This window comes from Ignicoccus islandicus DSM 13165, assembly GCF_001481685.1.
Lineage (GTDB): Archaea > Thermoproteota > Thermoprotei_A > Sulfolobales > Ignicoccaceae > Ignicoccus > Ignicoccus islandicus.
The window spans coordinates 435866-455357 of the sequence record NZ_CP006867.1; the positions used below are offsets into that span (position 1 = coordinate 435866).

Annotated in this window: 16 protein-coding genes and 1 rRNA gene; 10 read left to right on the plus strand and 7 right to left on the minus strand. The window is 47.5% G+C overall.

What is annotated here, in order from left to right:
• Positions 1–78: 78 nt before the first annotated feature.
• Entirely contained in the window at positions 79–1374 is a 1296-nt protein-coding gene (purF, locus tag EYM_RS02465; protein ID WP_075049526.1) for an amidophosphoribosyltransferase, read from the plus strand.
• Between the two features lie 6 nt (positions 1375–1380).
• Here purF and EYM_RS02470 read toward each other — a convergent pair whose 3' ends face one another.
• Positions 1381–2340 carry a hypothetical protein gene (locus EYM_RS02470; protein WP_075049527.1) on the minus strand — a complete coding sequence of 320 codons (960 nt, stop codon included), beginning with the start codon at positions 2338–2340 and terminating at the stop codon, positions 1381–1383.
• A gap of 239 nt (positions 2341–2579) precedes the next feature.
• Here EYM_RS02470 and EYM_RS02475 point away from each other — a divergent pair, with 239 nt between their 5' ends.
• The 6 genes from EYM_RS02475 to purL all read left to right on the plus strand — a co-directional run bounded on the left by EYM_RS02475 (position 2580) and on the right by purL (position 8262).
• Entirely contained in the window at positions 2580–3656 is a 1077-nt protein-coding gene (locus tag EYM_RS02475; RefSeq protein WP_075049528.1) for a 50S ribosomal protein L3, read from the plus strand.
• A gap of 10 nt (positions 3657–3666) precedes the next feature.
• The gene (gene rpl4p, locus EYM_RS02480) at positions 3667–4482 is read left to right on the plus strand and encodes a 50S ribosomal protein L4 (protein ID WP_075049529.1); all 816 of its coding nucleotides are present in this window, start codon (positions 3667–3669) and stop codon (positions 4480–4482) included.
• Positions 4479–4739, plus strand: coding sequence for a 50S ribosomal protein L23 (locus EYM_RS02485; RefSeq protein ID WP_075049530.1), 261 nt, complete (start codon positions 4479–4481; stop codon positions 4737–4739). Before rpl4p ends, EYM_RS02485 begins: the two co-directional genes overlap by 4 nt.
• 51 nt (positions 4740–4790) lie before the next feature.
• On the plus strand, positions 4791–5465 hold the full coding sequence (gene rpiA / locus EYM_RS02490) for a ribose 5-phosphate isomerase A (protein ID WP_083494997.1): 675 nt from the start codon (positions 4791–4793) through the stop codon (positions 5463–5465).
• 323 nt (positions 5466–5788) lie between these two features.
• A complete protein-coding gene (locus tag EYM_RS02495) occupies positions 5789–6076 on the plus strand; it encodes a hypothetical protein (protein ID WP_075049531.1) in 288 nt (95 codons plus the stop codon).
• Between the two features lie 47 nt (positions 6077–6123).
• Entirely contained in the window at positions 6124–8262 is a 2139-nt protein-coding gene (purL, locus tag EYM_RS02500) for a phosphoribosylformylglycinamidine synthase subunit PurL (RefSeq protein WP_075049532.1), read from the plus strand.
• A gap of 56 nt (positions 8263–8318) precedes the next feature.
• On the opposite strand, the gene EYM_RS02505 is transcribed toward purL, so the two are convergent.
• Entirely contained in the window at positions 8319–9167 is an 849-nt protein-coding gene (locus EYM_RS02505) for a hypothetical protein (RefSeq protein WP_075049533.1), read from the minus strand.
• Between the two features lie 44 nt (positions 9168–9211).
• Positions 9212–10480: a hypothetical protein gene (locus tag EYM_RS02510; protein WP_157058737.1), complete on the minus strand. Its 1269-nt coding sequence runs from the start codon at positions 10478–10480 to the stop codon at positions 9212–9214.
• A gap of 60 nt (positions 10481–10540) precedes the next feature.
• Between EYM_RS02510 and EYM_RS02515 the strand changes: the two genes are divergently transcribed.
• The 3 genes from EYM_RS02515 to EYM_RS02525 all read left to right on the plus strand — a co-directional run bounded on the left by EYM_RS02515 (position 10541) and on the right by EYM_RS02525 (position 14759).
• Positions 10541–11758, plus strand: coding sequence for a phosphoglycerate kinase (locus EYM_RS02515; RefSeq protein WP_075050582.1), 1218 nt, complete (start codon positions 10541–10543; stop codon positions 11756–11758).
• Positions 11759–11800: 42 nt separating this feature from the next.
• Positions 11801–11914, plus strand: a 5S ribosomal RNA gene (gene rrf / locus EYM_RS02520).
• Between the two features lie 253 nt (positions 11915–12167).
• Positions 12168–14759 (plus strand): DUF2341 domain-containing protein, encoded by a 2592-nt coding sequence (locus tag EYM_RS02525; protein WP_075049535.1) that lies wholly within the window; start codon positions 12168–12170, stop codon positions 14757–14759.
• A gap of 96 nt (positions 14760–14855) precedes the next feature.
• Here the strand turns inward: EYM_RS02525 and EYM_RS02530 are convergent, their stop codons facing one another.
• The 4 genes from EYM_RS02530 to EYM_RS02545 form a co-directional block, all read right to left on the minus strand.
• Positions 14856–16040: a hypothetical protein gene (locus EYM_RS02530; protein ID WP_075049536.1), complete on the minus strand. Its 1185-nt coding sequence runs from the start codon at positions 16038–16040 to the stop codon at positions 14856–14858.
• Positions 16041–16112: 72 nt separating this feature from the next.
• Positions 16113–17420 carry a phenylacetate--CoA ligase family protein gene (locus EYM_RS02535; RefSeq protein ID WP_075049537.1) on the minus strand — a complete coding sequence of 436 codons (1308 nt, stop codon included), beginning with the start codon at positions 17418–17420 and terminating at the stop codon, positions 16113–16115.
• Entirely contained in the window at positions 17413–18795 is a 1383-nt protein-coding gene (locus EYM_RS02540; protein WP_075049538.1) for a sodium:solute symporter family protein, read from the minus strand. The genes EYM_RS02535 and EYM_RS02540 overlap by 8 nt, the downstream gene beginning before the upstream one ends.
• A gap of 130 nt (positions 18796–18925) precedes the next feature.
• On the minus strand, positions 18926–19489 hold the full coding sequence (locus EYM_RS02545; RefSeq protein ID WP_075050583.1) for an indolepyruvate oxidoreductase subunit beta: 564 nt from the start codon (positions 19487–19489) through the stop codon (positions 18926–18928).
• Positions 19490–19492: the final 3 nt, after the last annotated feature.

Sequence of the window (19492 nt, forward strand, 5' to 3'; positions counted from 1 at the left end):
TCGTCTGCTTCAGGACAGTTGTTAAAGTAACTCCTAACTTTAACCGGAAGCGACTGATGCTTCCACGGGCTAACGTAAATGTGTGGCATCGCTGCTGCGGGTAGGGCCGACGAAGTCTTCGTGCTTCTGGAAGGACTCCAACACAGAGGGCAAGAGAGTGCCGGGATTGCGTGGATCGAAGGCAATGAGATAAAGTTCGTTGGAGGTTTGGGAATGGTAAAGGAAGCTATAAGGGAAATACCGGATAGAGGGCCTGCAATAGGTCACGTGAGGTACTCCACTTCCGGGGGTTACTCGAACGTCCAACCGGTTTACAACAAGAAAATTGCATTAGCTTTCAATGGAAATATAGTGAACTTCTTTCAACTAGCTAACGCTCGTTGGGACGCGGAAGCGCTGTTGCTCGCGATAACTTCTGAGATTACGAAGGGAAAAGATCTGTTTAGCGCAACTAAAGAGGTGCTCGGAAAGGCCAAGGGAAGTTATAGTTTGGTTCTACTTCATAACTCCGGGAGGGTTATAATCGCTAGAGACCCGTATGGCTTCAGGCCGTTAGCAATTAACCCACCGTACGTGGCATCGGAAACGGCCGCCCTCGAGGACATTGGATTGAATTGGATCGAAGTTGCCCCCAATAGAATAATTGAAATTGAAGGGGAATTCGTCGTAAGGGAAGAGGAAATTGTTGAAAGTAGTAAAAGGGCTTATTGTGCGTTCGAGTACGTTTACTTCCAAAGGCCGGAGAGCTACTTCAATGGAGTAAACGTTCACGAAAGCAGAAAGAGAATGGGATATATTTTGGCTCGCGAAAAGCCTGCAGACGGAGACGTGGTTATACCAGTTCCCGATTCAGGGAGGAGCGCAGCAATAGGCTTTTCTATTTACTCAAAGATACCGTTGGACGAGGGCTTGGTTAAGAACAGATACGTCGGCAGGAGCTTCATTATGCCCCCTACCCTAAGGGAACAGATAACCTTGAAGAAATACGGTGTTGTGAGAGAAGTGGTTGAAGGTAAGAGGGTCGTCTTAGTTGACGATAGCATCGTTAGAGGTACTACCATGAAGAAAATTGTGAGAATGATAAAGGAAAAAGGAGCGAGGGAAGTTCACGTAAGGGTAGCTTCGCCACCGGTCAGGGCCCCATGTTATATGGGAATAGACTTCCCTACTAAAGAAGAATTGATCGCTTCCAGATATAATGAGGAAGAGATGGCTCGGTTATGGAACGCAGATAGCGTAGGTTACTTGAGCGTGGAGGGCCTCAAGGAAGCTATAGGCTTGGGTAACGATCTCTGCTTGGCTTGCTTCACTGGAGTATATCCCTTTAAGATAAGCGAGGACGAAGTTAGGGCCTTTTTGAGGACTCATAGGTAAAGGCAATCATAATGGGATTAGCTTATCTACAGTTCCCCTCATCTTACCCTTTACCCAGAGTAACCTGATACCCATTACTAACACGTCCTTGAATTTTCCCGTTTCGAACTCTAGTTCCTTAGCTTCGCCTTCGTTTAGTTCTCCCAAGTCCTTTCTATCCAATACTGCGCCCGACGAATACAGAATTACCAGAACCTTGTCTGCCTTGGACCCCTCGTTCTTGATAACTATTTTTATCTTGTTGCTAGATCGGTCGGTTTCCAAAGTTAGCTTAGGGAGGTTATATGAAAAGGAACCGAGAACGAGGGTTAGCGGAACGAATTCGCTCGTTCCCTCTAAGGCGTATCCACCTCCTTTGGAGCATTCCAACTCTATCTCCTCGGTTCCAACGAACGAAACCTCGCTTACGCACGGTCCAACCTTGGCCTTGATGTTGTTCCTATCCCTTGAATACACGACTGAGTATATCTTACCGCTCTTCACAGGGTCTAACGAACCACTCAATGCTCTGAATGGTCTCATCGATACTCCGTAATAATAATGAGCTTGCCCCAAATCCTTGTAGGAATAGAAAACTACTATGCTTGATTGAATTACCTTAATTGGTGAGTTGCTATTATTAACGACCCTCAGCACTGGGTCACTCAACACTACGTGCTTAGTGGGCGTTACATCGAATATGAATTTATGAATTATAGAGTTACCCATGCTTCCAGAGAGCGTAGGCTTAAATTCCTTTGTTAGAGAGAAATCTCCTATATATACTCTCCAGTTTCGAGTCTCTCCGACGACTGTTAGATCCAAGAACATCTTCTCGATGCTTGCTTCTTCCGGTATAGTAAAACTTAGAGGGATGTCCGTACTTCTCCTCGATTCACCGTTGAGGTCCTCAACCTTTAGGGACGTTACTATTTCGACACCACCGTCAATCTCAATGTCAGCGACTTTCAGAAGCTCTCCAATCATTCACACTTACCGCTAGAAAACTTATTTTACGAATTTAAAAGAACTCCAAGGTACCCTCTACGAGAGCGGGATGAGTGATTACTCCCGGACTGATGAGTGATGAAAACTTACCCGAAGGACCGTTTCGCCATGAGGAGGCCTCGCGGTAATGATTCAATGATAGAACCGACTTCGGGACCGAGCGATACAAATTGTAGACTTCAAAAAGCCCTCCACTATGAGCCAATGGGGGAACTAACTTGGGAGCAAGGAAGAAAGAAGCGCCACGACGAGGTTCAGCCGGTCTGAGGCCCAGGAAGAGAGCAGAGAGCCTCGTGCCTAGAGTTAGGTCGTGGCCTCAAGTGGATGTGGTCAAGCCCTTGGCCTTCCTTGGATATAAGGTAGGTATGACCCATGCGATAATAGTCGACGACAGAGAGCACGTAGATACGGCCGGTCAAGAAATCTTCATGCCAGTGACAGTTATCGAAACTCCTCCAATGGTGGCCTTAGGCCTTAGGGTATATGGCTACGACCCTAACGTAGGTCATTACACACTGGGAGAGTTCTGGAAGGACCCAAGCGACAGCTTGAGGAACGCCTTCGGCGAAGACGTCCTAAGGAAATACCTACTAGGCTTCAGTAAGAGATTGCCGCATATGGTTGAACCACTGGGCTCAGGAAAGGGCTTCAAGCTTAACTTAAAGGAGAAGGAGATAGACGTGGACCTCGACAAAGTTAAGAAGGTATCTCTTATAATGTCTACCATTCCTTTCTTAGCAGGCGGCGTTGAGAAGAAGGCCATAGACATCCTAGAGGTTAAGATAGGTGGTCAAGTACAAGAAGCGTTCGAGTACGCTAAAGGTAAGCTAGGTGGTCTAATAGACGTAGAAGAGGTAATTGAGGCAGGAAAGTTCGTAGATGTAATAGGTGTAACGAAAGGCAAGGGCTTCCAAGGAGTCATAAAGAGATTCGGAGTAAAGGAGCTTCCGAAATGGCATAAGCACAGGAAAGGCTCTAGGAGGGTCGGTGCGAGGTCTTCCGGTAGAGGAACCTCGAGTTACGTCCCTCAGCCCGGTCAAATGGGCTTCCACAGAAGGACCGACTACAATAAGAGAGTAATAATGATAAGCGATGATCCCTCTAAGATCAACGTAGCCGGTGGTTGGCTCCACTATGGCTTAGTTAAGAGTAAGTACGTGGTACTCGCTGGAAGCGTATTTGGACCTCCAAAGAGACCAATAATATTAAGGCTACCCGTGAGACCTCCGAGCTGGGAGCCGGCTGGAGCGCCACCCATCCGCTACATAAGTTTAAGTTCCAAACAAGGCAATTGAGGTGGTTTAGATGTACGGTAACATATGGCTTGAAGGAAGGGTTTTAGGCCTAGAGGACCTCAAGAGGCCATTATATAATCTCAATGGGGAGCAAGTAGACGAAATAGAACTGCCACCTACCTTCATGGTACCTGTAAGGACGGATCTGATAAGAAGGGCGTTCTTGAGCGCCTTCACTGCAAGGCTTCAACCGAAGGGAAGAGACCCAATGGCTGGAAAGAGGACTACTGCAGAGAGCCTCGGTATAGGTTACGGTATGGCAAGAGTACCTAGGATAAAGAACAGCAGCAGAGCTGCGTTCATTAACTCAGCCAGAGGAGGCCACTTGGCGTTCCCTCCTAGGCCCGATAAGATACTCCATGAGAGGATAAACAAGAAGGAAAGGAGAATGGCAATAATAAGTGCCCTGGCTGCGACTGCTAGAAAGGAATTCGTGGAAGCTAGGGGTCACGCAATAGCTAACGTTAAGAGCTTTCCAATAATAGTAGTAGAGGACCTAGAAAACGTCTCAAAGGCCAAAGAGCTTAGGGAGATATTCGTAAAGCTAGGGATATGGGACGACGTCGAGAGAGCTGCCGAATGGAGGCAAAGGAGTACCAAAGGTAAGATGAGGGGAAGGAGATACAAGAAGAGAGTTGGTCCCTTACTAATAATTTCGAATGAAGACGCTCCCGTGAGAAAGGGAATAGGAGCATTTCCTGGCACCGAGGCCGTTGCAGTGCGCTTACTAAGCGTTAAGCACTTAGCTCCGGGAGGCGTTCCCGGAAGGTTAACCGTAATTACCAAGCCCGCGCTCGAGGAGATAGGGAGGAGGTTCGCGCCATGAGGCCTGAAGATGTTATAATAAGAGTTCATCACACTGAAAAGACTCTAGCCCTAATAACAAACAACAATACCTTGACATTCATAGTCGATAGGAGAGCCAATAAGAGGGACGTTAAGAGAGCTGTCGAAGAGCTCTATCAAGTGAAGGTAGAGAAAGTTAATACTCTCATAACGCCTACGGGAGAGAAGAAGGCATACGTCAAACTAAAACCAGAGTACAGTGCGGAAGAGTTGGCCTCGAGATTAGGTCTACTCTAAAAATACATTTTATTTCCTCCACGTTCCTCTATTGGTTCTCGGGTAGGATCTTTGGATCCAAAGTTAACGGCAGCTAGGATGGCATTAGAGGAGGTCCTTAAAAGGCAGCCAAAGATACTAGGGGTTGGCTCAGGCACTACAGTCCATAAGTTTATAGACGAACTCTCTAGGTCCGAGTTCACGGGGAAAGTAGTTTCCACTAGCTTCGACACTACCTTAAGATTGAAGGAGAAGGGGTTCGAAGTAGTTGACCTAATGAGCGTTAATCGAATAGACGTAAGCGTAGACGGGGCAGACGAAGTTTCCACTGAACCCCTTTCCTTAATAAAAGGGGGGGGTGCTGCCTTACTTAGAGAAAAGGTCGTAGCCGAGCTCTCCTCTTTTAGGATATACATCGTTGATCCTTCGAAGGTAGTTGAGAAGCCTTGCGACAGGGGCGTACCAATACCGATAGAGGTGGTTCCAGTAAGTTTAAGTGCTGTTACGAAGAACCTTGAGAGATTAGGGGTTAAATGGAGCGTTAGGACAGGGAGCGGCAAGTTAGGACCCGTAATAACCGATAACGGGAACCTCGTTCTAGATCTTGAATGCAATAGAGCTTGGGAACTTCTAGAGGAAATCAAATCTCTTAACGGCGTTGCCGCGGTTGGCGTTTTCGAAAGAGACTTGATAGACTTGGTAATAGTGAGCGATGGAAGGAAATATGGCAAGGATACGATGCAATGAGAGGAGGGGTTTTCTTCCCGTTACGCAAATAGATGCACAAGGGCTAGCGTTCTACGTGTACAAGGGCAGCGAGGACTACGTCCTCGATGAAGACTTCTGTACATGTAAAAGCTTTATAAAGAACTTAGCCAAGGGTAAGAGGAACGGATGTAAACACATTTGCTCAAATAAGAGAATAGTGAAAGTAGTTGAAATTAGTAGGGAGGAAGCGTACGACATAATAACATCTGTATTAATCTACGGACAGAGCTCGTATTTGAGGCTCCTCGAAAAGGAACGCACTAATAAGTCATTACGCGACCCCATCTCTTCGGGAAGCGAAAGTGGGAAGGAGGAAGAGGAGGAAGAAAATAATAAGACGAAGGCCGACGTTGCCGAACGTCTTTCAATGTCCTCACTGCGGAGCTCAAACCCTAATAATAGACATAGTTACCAACAAGAGGGAGGGTACGAGGAAGGCGATAATTAGGTGTGGAACGTGCCACTTATACTATGAGATAGATGTAACGGACAATCCGTTAGCTGATAAGGCTTGGGTCTACGGCAAGTTCATAGACGCTTACTACGAAGGTAGGGTACCGCTACCCGAGTCAGAAGAGGCCGAAGAGTAAATAGCATTAAGAAGGCCCTCGTTTGCGAAACTGCTTGGGACGAGATTTTGCCTCTTACTAAGGAGGAGATCGAGGAAATAAGGAGAACGTTAGGGAGGGAACCTAATCAAGTTGAATTGGCAATGTTCGAAGCCCAGTGGAGCGAGCACTGTTCCTATAAAAGTTCGAAGAAGCACTTAAGGAAACTTAGCATGGAATCGCCGTGGGTAGTTAAAGGAGGAGATGCAGCGGTAGTGGACTTCGGGCCAGTGTATGTGGCTTTCAGAATAGAAAGTCATAACCACCCATCGGCAGTAGATCCCTATAACGGGGCGGCAACGGGCGTAGGAGGTATAGTAAGAGATATATTGAGTTCTGGTGCGAAACCTATAGCTTTACTAGACGACTTGATCTTCGGCGACTTAAGGGAATACAAGGTAAAGTGGCACGTAAGAGGTGTGGTTAAGGGCATCTCCGACTATGGAAATAGAATAGGGGTCCCTACGGTAGGTGGAGAGACGTGGTTCGATCCAAGCTTCACGAACAACCCTATGGTTTCGGTCGCATGCGTGGGGGTATGTCCAAAGAATAAACTGATAAATGGAACACCGAAGCCGGGACATCTAATAGTAATCGCGGGCAATTACACGGGTAAAGACGGACTACTCGGCTCCTCTTTCGCTTCTAAGTCATTGGAAGAGGGCGTAGAGGAAGAGTACGCGGCAATACAAGTCCCAGACCCGGTCATGGAGAAGCTACTAATAGACAGCATCTTAGAGCTCAGGGACAAGGACTTACTTGTGTTCGTAAAGGACTTAGGTGGCGGAGGCCTGGCCACTGCGATCAGTGAGACAGCTGCGTCTTTCGGTCTAGGAGCCGAGGTGGAGCTCGATAAGCTTCACTTAAGGGAACCCATGGAAGCTTGGCAAATAATAGTTTCGGAAAGTCAAGAAAGAATGATGTTAGTTATTGAAAAAGAGAAGTTACCGGAAGTCGCGAGGGTACTAGAGAAGTACGATGTCCCGTATAGCGTAATAGGTCGCTTCACCAATACTCGCGAAATCGTTGTTAAATTCAATGGCGAGATTGTGGCCAGAGTTCCAGCTGACTTCTTAGCAGAAGGGCCCGAACTAGACAGACCCTATAAGAGACCGGAATGGCATTTGGAGTTGGAAAAGCCCTTTGAGATACCTCCATTTGACTTAGAGAAGGCAATAAGAAGCGTATTGGGTTCGCCCAACGTAGCTTCCAAACGTTGGATATACGAGCAATACGACCACGAAGTCCAAATAAGAACAGTAATTAAGCCTGGAGAAGGCGATGCTGCCGTTTTGAGACTATTAGAGGCGCCCCCATTGGGAATAGCCGTAGCAACCGACTCCAATCCCCGCTATACGTACCTAGACCCCCTCTATGGGGCCGCTAACGTGTTCCTCGAAGCATATAGGAACGTAGTAGCGAGCGGTGGGAAGCCAATGGCTGCCGTAGACCAAATAGACGCCGGAAACCCCGAGCTCCCGGATAGGTTCTGGTTCTTCGTTAGAATGGTGGAGGGACTAGCTTGGGTTGAGAGGCAAGTCAACGTACCTATAGTTGGGGGCAAAGTTAGTTTCTATAACGAGGATGAGGTCACTGGAACCCAGATCAAACCAACCGTAATGATTACAATGATAGGGAAGGTTGAGGACGTAACGAAGGCGAAGAGGGCTATGGCGGAGGAAGGGGATAAGCTCGTGATCGTGGGCGAAACTTACCCTGAATTGGGCGGTAGCGAGTTCCTATGGACTGTCTTCGGAAAAGTTCAAGGGAAAGTACCAATACCGAGGCCGAAGTTGGAAATGGAAACTGCGCGTAAGGTCTTGAGCGTTGTCGGCTTGGAAGGCGTAACCGGAATTCACGACATCGGTCCTGGAGGGTTAGTGGTTGCTGCAGCTGAAATGGGTAAGGGAATTGGTGTTAGGTTAACAGTTGAAAACGTACCCGGCAAATGGAGCCAGCCTTACGAGGCGCTCTTCTCGGAGAGCGGCGCGCGATATTTGATAGCGGTTAAAGAGGATGCGGTCGAGGAAGTTCTCGAAAAGACGGACGGGAAGGTTATAGGCGAATTCGGCGGCAATACCCTCGAGATAAACCTCGGAAAGAGGAGCGTAACTATAGATGACTTCGAAGAACTACTAGAGAGGGGCTTCGAGAAGTGGTTGGGATGAGCGTTCGCCACGGATCCGATTTTCGATGAGGAAGGCTTGTGTTAGCGACCAGTAGTTTAAGGCTTAGCCTCGTTCTTTCTTTCACTTCCTTGACTAGCTAACCTGTCTCCCAATTCAGCATAGAACGAAGAGGCCTCGATTACCATCCCCTTGGCGAAGGGATAGTAATCGTTGTATCCGGCAATTTCCATGAGTAACGAATACAAGCCCGTTAGACCCAGGAAGAATTGAATTCCTTGCTCTTCTAAGTTCTTTAACGTTAATCCGAAGCTGTCAACTTGTTCAATTAAGTTAACCGCTGCAACGGACGTTATCGTAGCTAGTACGTTACCTAATTCAAAGGGATTTGGGGACATTAAGTAAGAGGAAATCAAGTCACTAGCTTTTCGAGGAACCTTCTTAGGAACTTCCGTAAACACAGATACTTTAGCTCCCAAGAGGAAGAAGAGCAACGCAAACACGATGCCCTTGTCCTCGAAGTTCTTGAGTAAAACGTCCTTCGGAGCAACTCCAACGAACACGAAGGGACCTTTTGGAGGAGTTAGGCCTTCTAAATTCATTGAATCCATCTTCTTAAAGGCTTCTAATAACTGCTTCCTATCCGTCTCTAAGAGGGATACAGTGAATATAACGAAGTTTTGACCTTCATAGAGGATTAAATCAATGGAACCTTCCTCCCCTTTATAGGTAGAGTTCAAAGCTAGCCTCAAGAACTCTTCCAATTGTTTAAAATCTCTTTCCTCTAGTATGCTCCACCTCTCTACGATATAAGGTAATAGAACGAAGTGCATGAGGGTAGGGGACTCGAATTCCCCTACGATATTGTATATCAAGTCCCTTGCAGTAGAGGCGTTCTCGATTATTTCGTTTAACCTCTCAGTTACGTTGCGTTGTGAATTCGACAAAGGATCTATCCACCGAAACCTATTGCGCTCAGTAAGTAATTACATTAGCGCTTAAACGCGTAGAGGAGGCAGCCCTTGCGATATATCAGCTTCAATCCCGGAAATTGGAGCTCCTGGAAGCTCAGGACGTAGCCCCTCCCGAAGCCGTTGATCGCATTCATTAGGCAGTTCGGATCCCAACAAACGACGTACGGAACGTCCCCGAAGGGGTATGAGGAGTAGGCCCAGAAGGGCTTATATAGAATTAAGTGTGACCTTTCTATTTGAATAAAGTGCTTTACCTCGTATAGACAGCAATTGGGTTCGCCCCGGTTGAATACCGCTTGCTTCAATGCGGGAACGTTCACGTAGGCGAAGAAGATGAAGGTGATTAGCGCTAACGCCTTCCAAGCCTTGCCTTCGTCGACTATGGAAGCCAAACCAACTGCGTAAATTAAGTGGGCTGGTACTTGATACCAGAGCTCTATCCTAGTGCCATTAACGAAGTTGTTCGCTATTAGGCCCAAGGGCAACGCGAAGTAGACTAGTAGATCCCCTATCTCCTTGCGGTAAGCTTTGTATACGAAGAGCAGTAGACCTAAAGGAGTTATTAGAGTCGCTAGGGTTCTCAAATCTATTGGGCCCTTAGACCAGCCCGGTAGCCTACTGTGGAACAATACGTTATCGTAGGCCGTAGCAATGGCTAACGCGGCTGGTATCGCGAAAAGTAAGTACCTCTTATCCCTGTAAAAGAGCAATGTCATTCCTAAGTACAGGAAGGCCATTCCCTCCCAGCATCCAACGGATAAGATGGAAACTATTAGGGAAAGCGCGAAGCGACCCCTCATGGCTAGCGCTACAGATAAAGCTCCTAAGGCACCAGCTACAACGCTGGTCATTACGTGAGTTTCGTAGAACAAGTACATTGGATCGAGGAAAGCCGCTAAGGCCAAAACTAGGGCCGGAAGGCCGCGTCTCCAGGCTATGAGTATTGAAAGGAGTAACGAGAACGAGCTAATTGCTATATGGGAGAATCTGAACGTCCATATGTTAATAGTGAACGGGTGGAAGAGCAACATGAATGCCCATCTAATGGGCGGAAGGTACTCCAAGTGGGGGTCCCAATCCCAAAGGACCTTTTTGGATATGTAGAAATACCACGCTTCGTCGCCGTAGGGGTTGCAAGGCATGTAGAAGTTAGCCAATAGAAAGTGGAACACCACTACTGAAATGGCTACGAGCACCCCAGCGATGAGCGCTTCCTTCGAAAGCTTCTCGAACGACTCCAGTAATCTATTTATCAAGTCTCCTCGGAGTAGGCGTTCCGTTCTCAAGTTAAATTACGTTTCGGGTACCATTTACTACGGGGGAGGGCTTTCTTGCCTTTAGAAGGCATGGCTACCTTAGACGACGTTAACTTGGAAGGAAAGAAAGTACTCGTAAGGGTCGACTTCAATTCCCCTGTCTCCGGGGAGGAACTACTTGACGATAGCAGAATAAGGGCACACGTTCCAACCATAAAGGAATTGCTTGATAAGGGAGCGTCAATAGTTCTGATATCCCATCAAGGGAGACCGGGCGAGCCGGACTTCATTACCCTCGAACCCCATGCAGCGAAACTTTCCAAGCTATTGGGTCAAACGGTCCAATTCGTGGACGACGTGATGGGACCGGAAGCTCGAAAAAGGATAAAGTCCCTCAAACCAGGCGAGGTATTGCTGCTAGATAACGTTAGGTTCTTAGCTGAAGAAAACATTAACGCTCCTCCAGAAAGGCAAGCTGAAACGTACTTAGTTAGGAGGTTAGCGAAACTCTTCGATCTGTACGTAAACGACGCCTTCGCCACAGCTCATAGATCTCAACCTAGCATTGTAGGGTTCCCTATGGTACTACCCGGTGTAATGGGTAGGCTAATGCAAAGGGAGGTCGAAGCATTGAGCAAAATATTCAATCCAAAGGAATCACCGAAGGTGTTCGTTCTTGGGGGAGGGAAAGTACCGGATAGCTTAAGCATCATAGAAAATATAATACAGAATAAAGTTGCAGACAGGATACTTACTACAGGATTGCTTTCCGAACTCTTCTTAGTGGCGAAGGGAATAGATCTGGGAGACAAGAACATGAAGTTCTTGGAAAGGAAGGGAATATTATCCTTGGTTCCCAAGGCCCGGCGCTTGCTCTTAATGGGAGCGCCGATAGACGTTCCCGTCGACTACGTAACTCTGGACGAGGAAACGGGGGAAGTGAAAGTTGAACCGGTTTACAATTTGACCGGCGTAATAAGGGACATAGGACCGGCAACAGTAAAGATGTATAGCGAGCTGATAAAGGAAGCGAAAATAGTCGTTATGAGAGGACCCGCTGGAGTAATGGAAGATCCCCGATTCAGAACTGGTACGAAGGAGCTCGTTAGGGCGGCCTTGGAAAGCGGTGCCTTCACAATCTTTGGAGGCGGTCACTTGACGGCAGTAATAGAGGAGCTTGGTATGAAGGAAAGGGTTGGTCACATAAGCACCGGTGGTGGAGCACTGCTCGCGTTCCTTTCAGGAAAGGAATTGCCCGCGTTGAGTGCATTGAAGGTTTCGGCATCTAAGTTCGGTTTAGTAAAATAGAAAAGTTTATTAAGACTCCATGGTTTCCTAACCATGGTCCGGCCCGGCCACAGCGACCGGGCAACACCCGGACCCATATCGAACCCGGAAGTTAAGCCGGTCGCGCGGGGTTAGGCAGTGGCGTCCGAGAGGCGCCGCAGCCGCCCCGTGCCGGGACCGGACCTCTACACTTCTATACGTCTCTTCCCTCTAACCTTAAAACTTATCGCTCCACTGAGCGCAACGAAGTAACTCGGACTCATCATGGATCGAACGTTTCCGTTCATCCAATTCGTTTCACGGGAGCCATCTAGAAGATCTGTTCGAAACGTTCTTCTATAGATTAAGATTCTCAGCTCCCTGGAACAACTAATGGGAACGTGGTGGAATTCTTAACTCTCTACTTTTCTGAAAAAACCGGGCAGTTGTAGTGAGAGCACTAGCAATAACCCTCTTGATAATGGTAACTGTGCAAGCTCTGAGCTTGACGGAACTGTGGAGCTACGTTGCTCACGGTATAACGGTTGGTATTGCGTTTTCAGAGGACGGAAAAATGGGAATCGCGCCAGCATGGGATGGCTGTGCCCACATACTAGATCCCGACGGAAACTTGATCAATAAATTTTGTGGGAAGAGTAGCATGGATGATGTGTCCTATCTCAACAATAAATTTGGATTCGTTAACTTTGATGGTTATGCTTACATCCTAAATCCCGATGGAACGCTTTGGAAGAAGATTTACGTTGGGAGCGATTACGGAGAGGCAATTGTTATGCTTCCGAACGGATTTATCGCGTGTTGGTATCGATGCGCGTACTTCGACTTCAATGGAAATGAACACTGGGACATCAACGTAGGAGTGGTCGAATATCGACCGAGCGTTTACAACAATTACATATACATAGCGGACATGTCGTGGGATAAACTCATCGTAGTAGAGCTAAATTCCGGCAATATCGTTAAAGAAATAACTTACGATGAACCAGTTGATGATACAGCAGTTTGTGGCAAGTACTTAGCGGTTACTACGGATCACTACTTGTACCTATATGAGATTGATGATCCCTTAAACCCGAGAGAGCTTTGGAAAGCTAGCGGATTCGATAACAGTGGCAGTTATGAGAGAGGTGGCATCGCGTTCTCGCCGGATTGCAGATACTTGGCTGTGGCCGACCGAGGCAACAATGAATTAAAGCTATTCAACGTAAGGGGCGAATTAGTTCTAACTAAGGAATTTCCTTCAGGCGTATGGTCGGTCGCTTGGTGGAACGATAGGATAGCAATAGGTCTTGGGAACCACGAAGTCCACGTATACAAGCTAGAGGGCTACACGCCGACAAAACTATCTCCTAAGCTCCCTCCCTCGAACGCTTACGTCCTAACCGTCACTAACCCCAACTCATACGGCCTCGAGGACTACCAAGTTAGAGTAGAGCTGCCAGAGGACCTCAAGGGCAAGCCAATCTCAATAACCTACAACGGGAACTCAGTTCCGTTCTGCTACGAGACCTCAATCGGTGAATGCACCACTGACCCAGCGCAAGGCAACGGCTACGTCTGGATAAAGGTACCGGTAATTCCGGCGAACGGACAAACCATGCTGAACGTGATAGTAGGTACCAATGGAGCAGTTAATGGAGATCAAGTGTTCGATTTCTATGACGACTTCAATAGCGGAATAAGCTGGAGCAAGTGGTTATACGATAGCTATTACGTGAACTGGCATAAAGCTGGACCAAACGGTTACATAGAAATTACTGCCGATACCGGTTGCGACGTAGTCATGGTTGGCAAGAAGAAGCTCACCTACGTCAAAGGCACTGTTGGCTTGGCCTTGGAGTGGCGCCAGAAGTACAAGTATGAAATAGCCAACAGCGGATGGGACGTATTCTATCCGCAAATACAAATAGAAAACAACGATTGTAGCGGAACGAGTGGAAGGTACTTCCTGCTGAGCGTATACGGTGATCACGCTATATGGAAACACGAAGGAACCTCGTGGAAATACTTAACACCTAGAGGCACTGGATCTCGAGACGGTAATTGGCATCTCTACCAAGGTATAATTACCAGAGATTTCAATATCATACTAAAGGAGGACGGAAGCAAGACCATAGCCAATTACAAGGAGAACTCGTGGATCGGCTTGAGCGGTTACTTGACCTTCAGAGAGGGTCGAGAATACATAGACTGGGTTAGGGTTAGGAAGTACGCTGACATAGAGCCTTATTACCACTTCCAGACTACCACGAGTACTACTATCACGAAAACTATCACGAAAACCGTTACCCAAACGGCGATCCACTACGTTACTTCTACAATAACTAAGACCCTCACAGTAACTCCAGTAGCGGGGGCAGTCCCTAAGCCCTCCGTCCCCCAATCCCTCAAGCCTTTAATTGAGAAGATGTATGAGCCTTACGACGACTTGGACAAGGCCTATAATTCCTTGAGCAAAGTGAACAACCCGTTGGTAGATGCGATTAGGAAGGAGATGCAGAAGAGGGCGTGGAGCATTGCGGAACTGGGGAGGGTCAAGTCGACCTTGAACCAATTGCTCAACTACCTATCCGATTACTTGGAAGCAAGGGAGAGGCTGGAGAAATTGCTTGACAGCGAGGCCAATTACACTACAGTGTTCGAAATATCCAATTTGGTTCAGAGGATGAAGGTCGATTACGGGATGATGGAGAAGCTCTCCCAAGAGCTGGCCAACCAAGTTAGGGAGCTCAAAGCGAACGAGCCCTCTGTTGATCTTCGAGCGGTCAAGGCCCAAGTGGGGGACTTGAATCAGTTGCTCAACAAGTTGGGGAGGAAAATTAGCGTTAAGGAGATGTTCGAGCTGAAGAAGAGGATCGAGGTAGTAGGAATAGGGAAGGTCATAGACGCGTACTTGAAGGAGAAGGTGGAGGAGCTAAAGGAGACCTACGATCAGTTTTCCAAGGCTTGGAACTCCTTGATGGCTCAAATGAAGAGCGAGCTAGGGACTTACGAGGAGATAGCCAAAGTGGTGAGCGGGTAAAGGAAGTTTTTGTTTCACTCTCTAAAGTTAAGAGTTCTCAAAAACCACTTCGTTAACTTGGGGACCCTAAAAGGTTGAACGTAAGCAAATAAAAATTTACCTTTGACAGAGTAAAGTAACCGGGTTCAGTTGGGTTACAGTTAGTGTTGCCGTACAAGGCCCTATGGCTAGAACTTGTAGCGGACCTTTGGCAATGGTCCACACGAACTGACCTCCGCACGGACCCTTGGTCCACGAACCCCCATAGGCCTTGTATACTGTGTTCGTTCCAGCGACTTCGCTATAAACGGTAAAGCCCTCGCCGACGTATATGGTCGGGCAACTGCCTTTACAGCTGATCACAGCTACGTTACTCGATGGAACTAAGAATTCCATTGGAACGTAGTTCTCCGCAGAAATCACAGCCGTTCTGTAAGTGGTCTCGTATGTAACTTTCTTCACTAAATCGGTTGCCTTAACGCATCCGCTTACCGTAGCGTACTCGGTGTTAGTAACTACTGTAGTTACGGTCTCGGTCACTGTAACTGTCTGGGTCAACTTAACCGTTACGACCTTAATTGAGTTAGGTAAGCTCTCCTTGGTTGTCGAAAAGGTGACGTTGAAGTAACCGAACTTCTTCAACAAGCTGAAGGCTATTAGGAATTCGGCGGTTGCCTTGTCGTCCGGCAGACCTATTTCGTTCTTCAAGAACCCTTGGGGGGATAGCCTCTTCGCTAGCTCCTTGGTCAGTTCGTGATTGCCGTATAGCTCGTTCAGAGCAGAACACCATATTAAGGCCTCTAGTGACTTTACTTCGTTCATCAAGTCCAACAATGAATATATCCAAGGCGGTTCCACGCCAATTAGCTTGGAGAAGAACCCTGCCTTGCAAGCGCAAGCCAGGCCGGAGTCGATCACGTCGAGCAGGCTAGCGCTCTTCACGTCTTCAACGAAGCTCTCCCACGAGGGCATTCCTACCATTGCGTATACGAAGGCCTTCTCGGCTTTCGAACAGATCGTATTGGACTCTACTTCCAACAAGTCCCTCGGTACCTTATACCCCATTATCTTCAATGCGAGCGCTGCTTCCAGTTTGTAAGTTACGCCTTCGCCTTTCAACGCCTTTTCAATTAAGAGCTCGTTAGGCGTCATTCCGTTCATTACTTGAGCCAGTATTAACGCACCGGGATACTTGCCATTAACTTCCAAGTAATCCATCGAGGCTTTCAGGTCCACTGAAACTGCATAGCTCAACGAAGCTATCAAAAGGAAGGCCAACGTAACGCTACTCCATTTAAGCATACGTCGAGCCCTAGAACCAGTGCTAGATTTACACAGAAAAAGTTACCCCTAGCTAGCGAATGTACTATTCCCCTAGAGCTTCCTCTTATCGATTACTCTCTTAGCCTTTCCTCCCTCGACTCTAGGAATTTCACCTGGATCCATAACCTTGACTCTCGGTGATATTATCAAGACCTCCCTTAACTTGTACTCGAGTTCTCTTGCTAGTTTCTCCTTATCTTCGTCACTCAATTTCTCTTTAGACTCAACGAATACGTACATCCTATCTAGGTTGCCTTCCCTCTCTACTACTATTTGATAGTTATGACCAACCCTAGGATCTGACAAGAGCGTTATTTCGACGGCAGATGGGAACACGTTCACGCCATTTATTATTAACATGTCGTCGGCCCTTCCCTTTATTCTAGCGATCTTTCTCATAGTTCTACCACATTCACAGCTTCTAGTATCATAGATGAAGGTTAGATCGTTCGTCCAATATCGAAGCAAAGGCATGGCCTCGTGGGTTATTGGCGTGACTACTAGAACGCCCTCCTCCTCGGGTTCGAGCACCTCGCCCGTCTTGGGGTCTACAACTTCTACTATGTAATGGTCTTCCCATACGTGTAAACCGTTATGGTATTGACATTCCATTGCCGTACCGGGACCGTACAGCTCGCTCATGCCATAGATATCGTACGAGTCCATGTCCCAGAGCTCGTTAATCCTCTTCCTCAACTCATCGCTCCACATTTCCGCACCAAATATACCAGTCCTAACCTTGGTGTCCTTAGCTGGATCAATACCCATTTCCAAGGCTACCTCAGCGAGTCTCAACGCGTAGTTAGGAACGGCTCCTAACACCGTTGCGCCGAGATCCTTTATCATTTGAACGTGCCTCTGAGTAAATCCGGTTCCGGCCGGAACTACCATTGCGCCTAGTTTCTGACCGCCGTAGTGGAAGCCCAGTCCCCCCGTGAACCAATGGTAACCTAAAGCAACGTACAATATATCGTCTTTAGTGACGCCTGCTGCGGCAAAGCTCCTGGCCATTAAGTTCGACCAATTCTCAATGTCTGTTGCTGTGTATCCAACTACTGTCGGCTTCCCCGTGGTTCCCGAGGATGCGTGAATTTCTATTACCTCACTTAAGGGAACCGCGAACATTCCGTAGGGATAAGCTTCTCTTAAATCGTTCTTATAAGTAAATGGAATCTTTCTCAAGTCTTCGAGGCTCCTTATATCGTCAGGGGTGATACCAGCTTCTTGGAACTTCCTTCGATATATTGGAACGTTCTCGTAGGCTCTTCTAACGGTCTCCTTTAGCCTCTTAAGTTGTATTCTCTCTATCTCCTCTCTAGGCGCTTTCTCTATAGGATCTAATATATATGGTTTACCCATTCCTCCTAATCACCTCCATTACAACGAATGCGAGTGCTGAAGCTAGTATGGTTACGCAAAAACTCATATCCATGAAAGGTAACTTAAAGCTTAAGGCTTTCGCGAAGCCATAGAGGAGAGCTACTAAGGCACCTACTAGGGAGCTCGCAACGACGCTTTCGGTTCTTCCCACCTTAAAGACTACTGCGAGGACGGGAACGAGGAACGCACCGGCCGTGAGCGTCCAACCGGTCTTGAAGACGCTAGTTACGGCTGACGCGAGTTCCTTCGGTAGCGTGAGAGTTAAGACAGCAATCCCAGCAGCGATGACCATGCTTAGGAAGCTGAGGACCCTCAAAACCTTAGTATCTCTTATGCCCAGAATGTCATATGCTACTGCGCTTCCAACTGTTAATGAAATGGAATCCGCCGTGCTCATTGCTGCCGCTAATACGGCTGCGCTAAATACCGACGCTCCAATAGGGCCCAACATTTCCTTTGCTAAGATTGGTATGACCTTCAGGGGATTTACTTTCCCTTGAACGAGGTGGGAAGCGGCCAATCCGCTAATGAAGCTCCCGTATGTAACAATGAAGGCAAACGCCGTTGCAATGAACGTAGATCTCTTTACTACTGAAGGACTCTTAGCTGTGTAGAACCTATTAAGCAACTGCGGGAGGCCCCATACAGCAATGCTAGTTAGGAAGGCGAGATCCACTATTAAGGCTACGTCTATTTTCTGGGGTGGGACGTAGGGCTTAGATGCTTCTAAAGCACCGAGCCCACCAGCACGCAGAGAGGCTAAGGCTGCGAGGGATAACACTCCTAATGCCATTATGATTCCTTGAATTGCATCAGTCCATACGACGCTGTACATGCCCCCCAAAGCTACGTAAATCGCCATTACTAATGCGATAAGAAACGCGGAGGTAGCTAAATCTATTCCAAATACCGTTCCGACCATGGCGGCTGCGCCGCTAATAACGGTCGCTGCGTACAAAGTGAGACCAATTGCAGTTACTAGCCCCAAAAGCTTCTGCAAGTTACCATTGTTGTAAACCTTAGCGAAAAGTTCAGGCACAGTTAGGGCGTCGTACTGCGCGCTAAGTTTATTTATCTCCCTTCCTATCAGTATGAAAGTTAATAGAGCGCCTGCTAAAACGTTCATTAATGGAATTAACATACTCGTACTTCCCCAAAGGAAGGCCCACGCTCCGCCGACCACTATTACAACGCTAGAGAAATAGGTTGCACCGAAGGTAAAGGCCAGTAGCCACTCGCCTATTTCCCTATTGGCTACGAGGAAGCCCTTAATTGTATCGGCCTTAGACTTGAATATGAAACCTATTGCCAAGCTCAAAGCTAAGTAAGAAATTAAAACTGCTTCGCTAATCATTCTCGTCCTCACCTTTTCCGCTAAAGCTGTAAAACGCGGCCAGTGCTACGCCTATTAGTCCCCCAATGAGGGTTACGAGGACCACTACATCCCACCGAGTTCCTACTTCTCTAAATTAATTTTAAAAGGTTTACGCCATACCAACTTCAATGGCTCTCTTGTTGATCTCATAGGCCTTCGGCCACAGCTCCCGGACCGTTTCCAATACGCTATTTAGGGAAATGAATTCGCCTAGTTTCGTATGCTTTAACGCCTTGCCTAGTAAGACCATATTTGCAGACCTTGGATCGCCTAGTTGAAGTGCCTTTGAGGTAGCTGGAACTGTAAATACCTTCCATCTATTTAGAACATTGAGAATAAAGTTCCTCGAAGGAACTTCAATACCGGGAAGGGGAGGAGGCAGTAGGTAATCGTTTACTACTATTTCGGCGTCTTTAGAAAGGAAATCTAAGTACCTGGCAGCCTCCAACAACTCCATTGAAAGCATTAAGTCTCCCTCCCCCTTCGGTATCAGAGGAGCTTCTACATCGCCGAGCCTTACGTGAACGATAACCGTTCCACCGCGTTGACTCAGACCGTGAGTTTCCGCAACGATTGAATTCACTCCTTCTCTCAAAGCAGCGTTTGCTATAACGTTAGCGAGCGTTATTAGACCTTGACCGCCTACGCCCGTTATAACTACGTTCAATTTCACTTC

What these genes read in the sequence shown, in the direction of transcription:
- EYM_RS02530 (WP_075049536.1), bottom strand. Translation starts at nt 16,040, where the DNA reads ATGCTTAAATGGAGTAGCGTTACGTTGGCCTTCCTTTTGATAGCTTCG.
- EYM_RS02485 (WP_075049530.1), top strand. Translation starts at nt 4,479, where the DNA reads ATGAGGCCTGAAGATGTTATAATAAGAGTTCATCACACTGAAAAGACT.
- EYM_RS02535 (WP_075049537.1), bottom strand. Translation starts at nt 17,420, where the DNA reads ATGGGTAAACCATATATATTAGATCCTATAGAGAAAGCGCCTAGAGAG.
- EYM_RS02515 (WP_075050582.1), top strand. Translation starts at nt 10,541, where the DNA reads ATGGCTACCTTAGACGACGTTAACTTGGAAGGAAAGAAAGTACTCGTA.
- EYM_RS02470 (WP_075049527.1), bottom strand. Translation starts at nt 2,340, where the DNA reads ATGATTGGAGAGCTTCTGAAAGTCGCTGACATTGAGATTGACGGTGGT.
- rpl4p (WP_075049529.1), top strand. Translation starts at nt 3,667, where the DNA reads ATGTACGGTAACATATGGCTTGAAGGAAGGGTTTTAGGCCTAGAGGAC.
- EYM_RS02540 (WP_075049538.1), bottom strand. Translation starts at nt 18,795, where the DNA reads ATGATTAGCGAAGCAGTTTTAATTTCTTACTTAGCTTTGAGCTTGGCA.
- purF (WP_075049526.1), top strand. Translation starts at nt 79, where the DNA reads ATGTGTGGCATCGCTGCTGCGGGTAGGGCCGACGAAGTCTTCGTGCTT.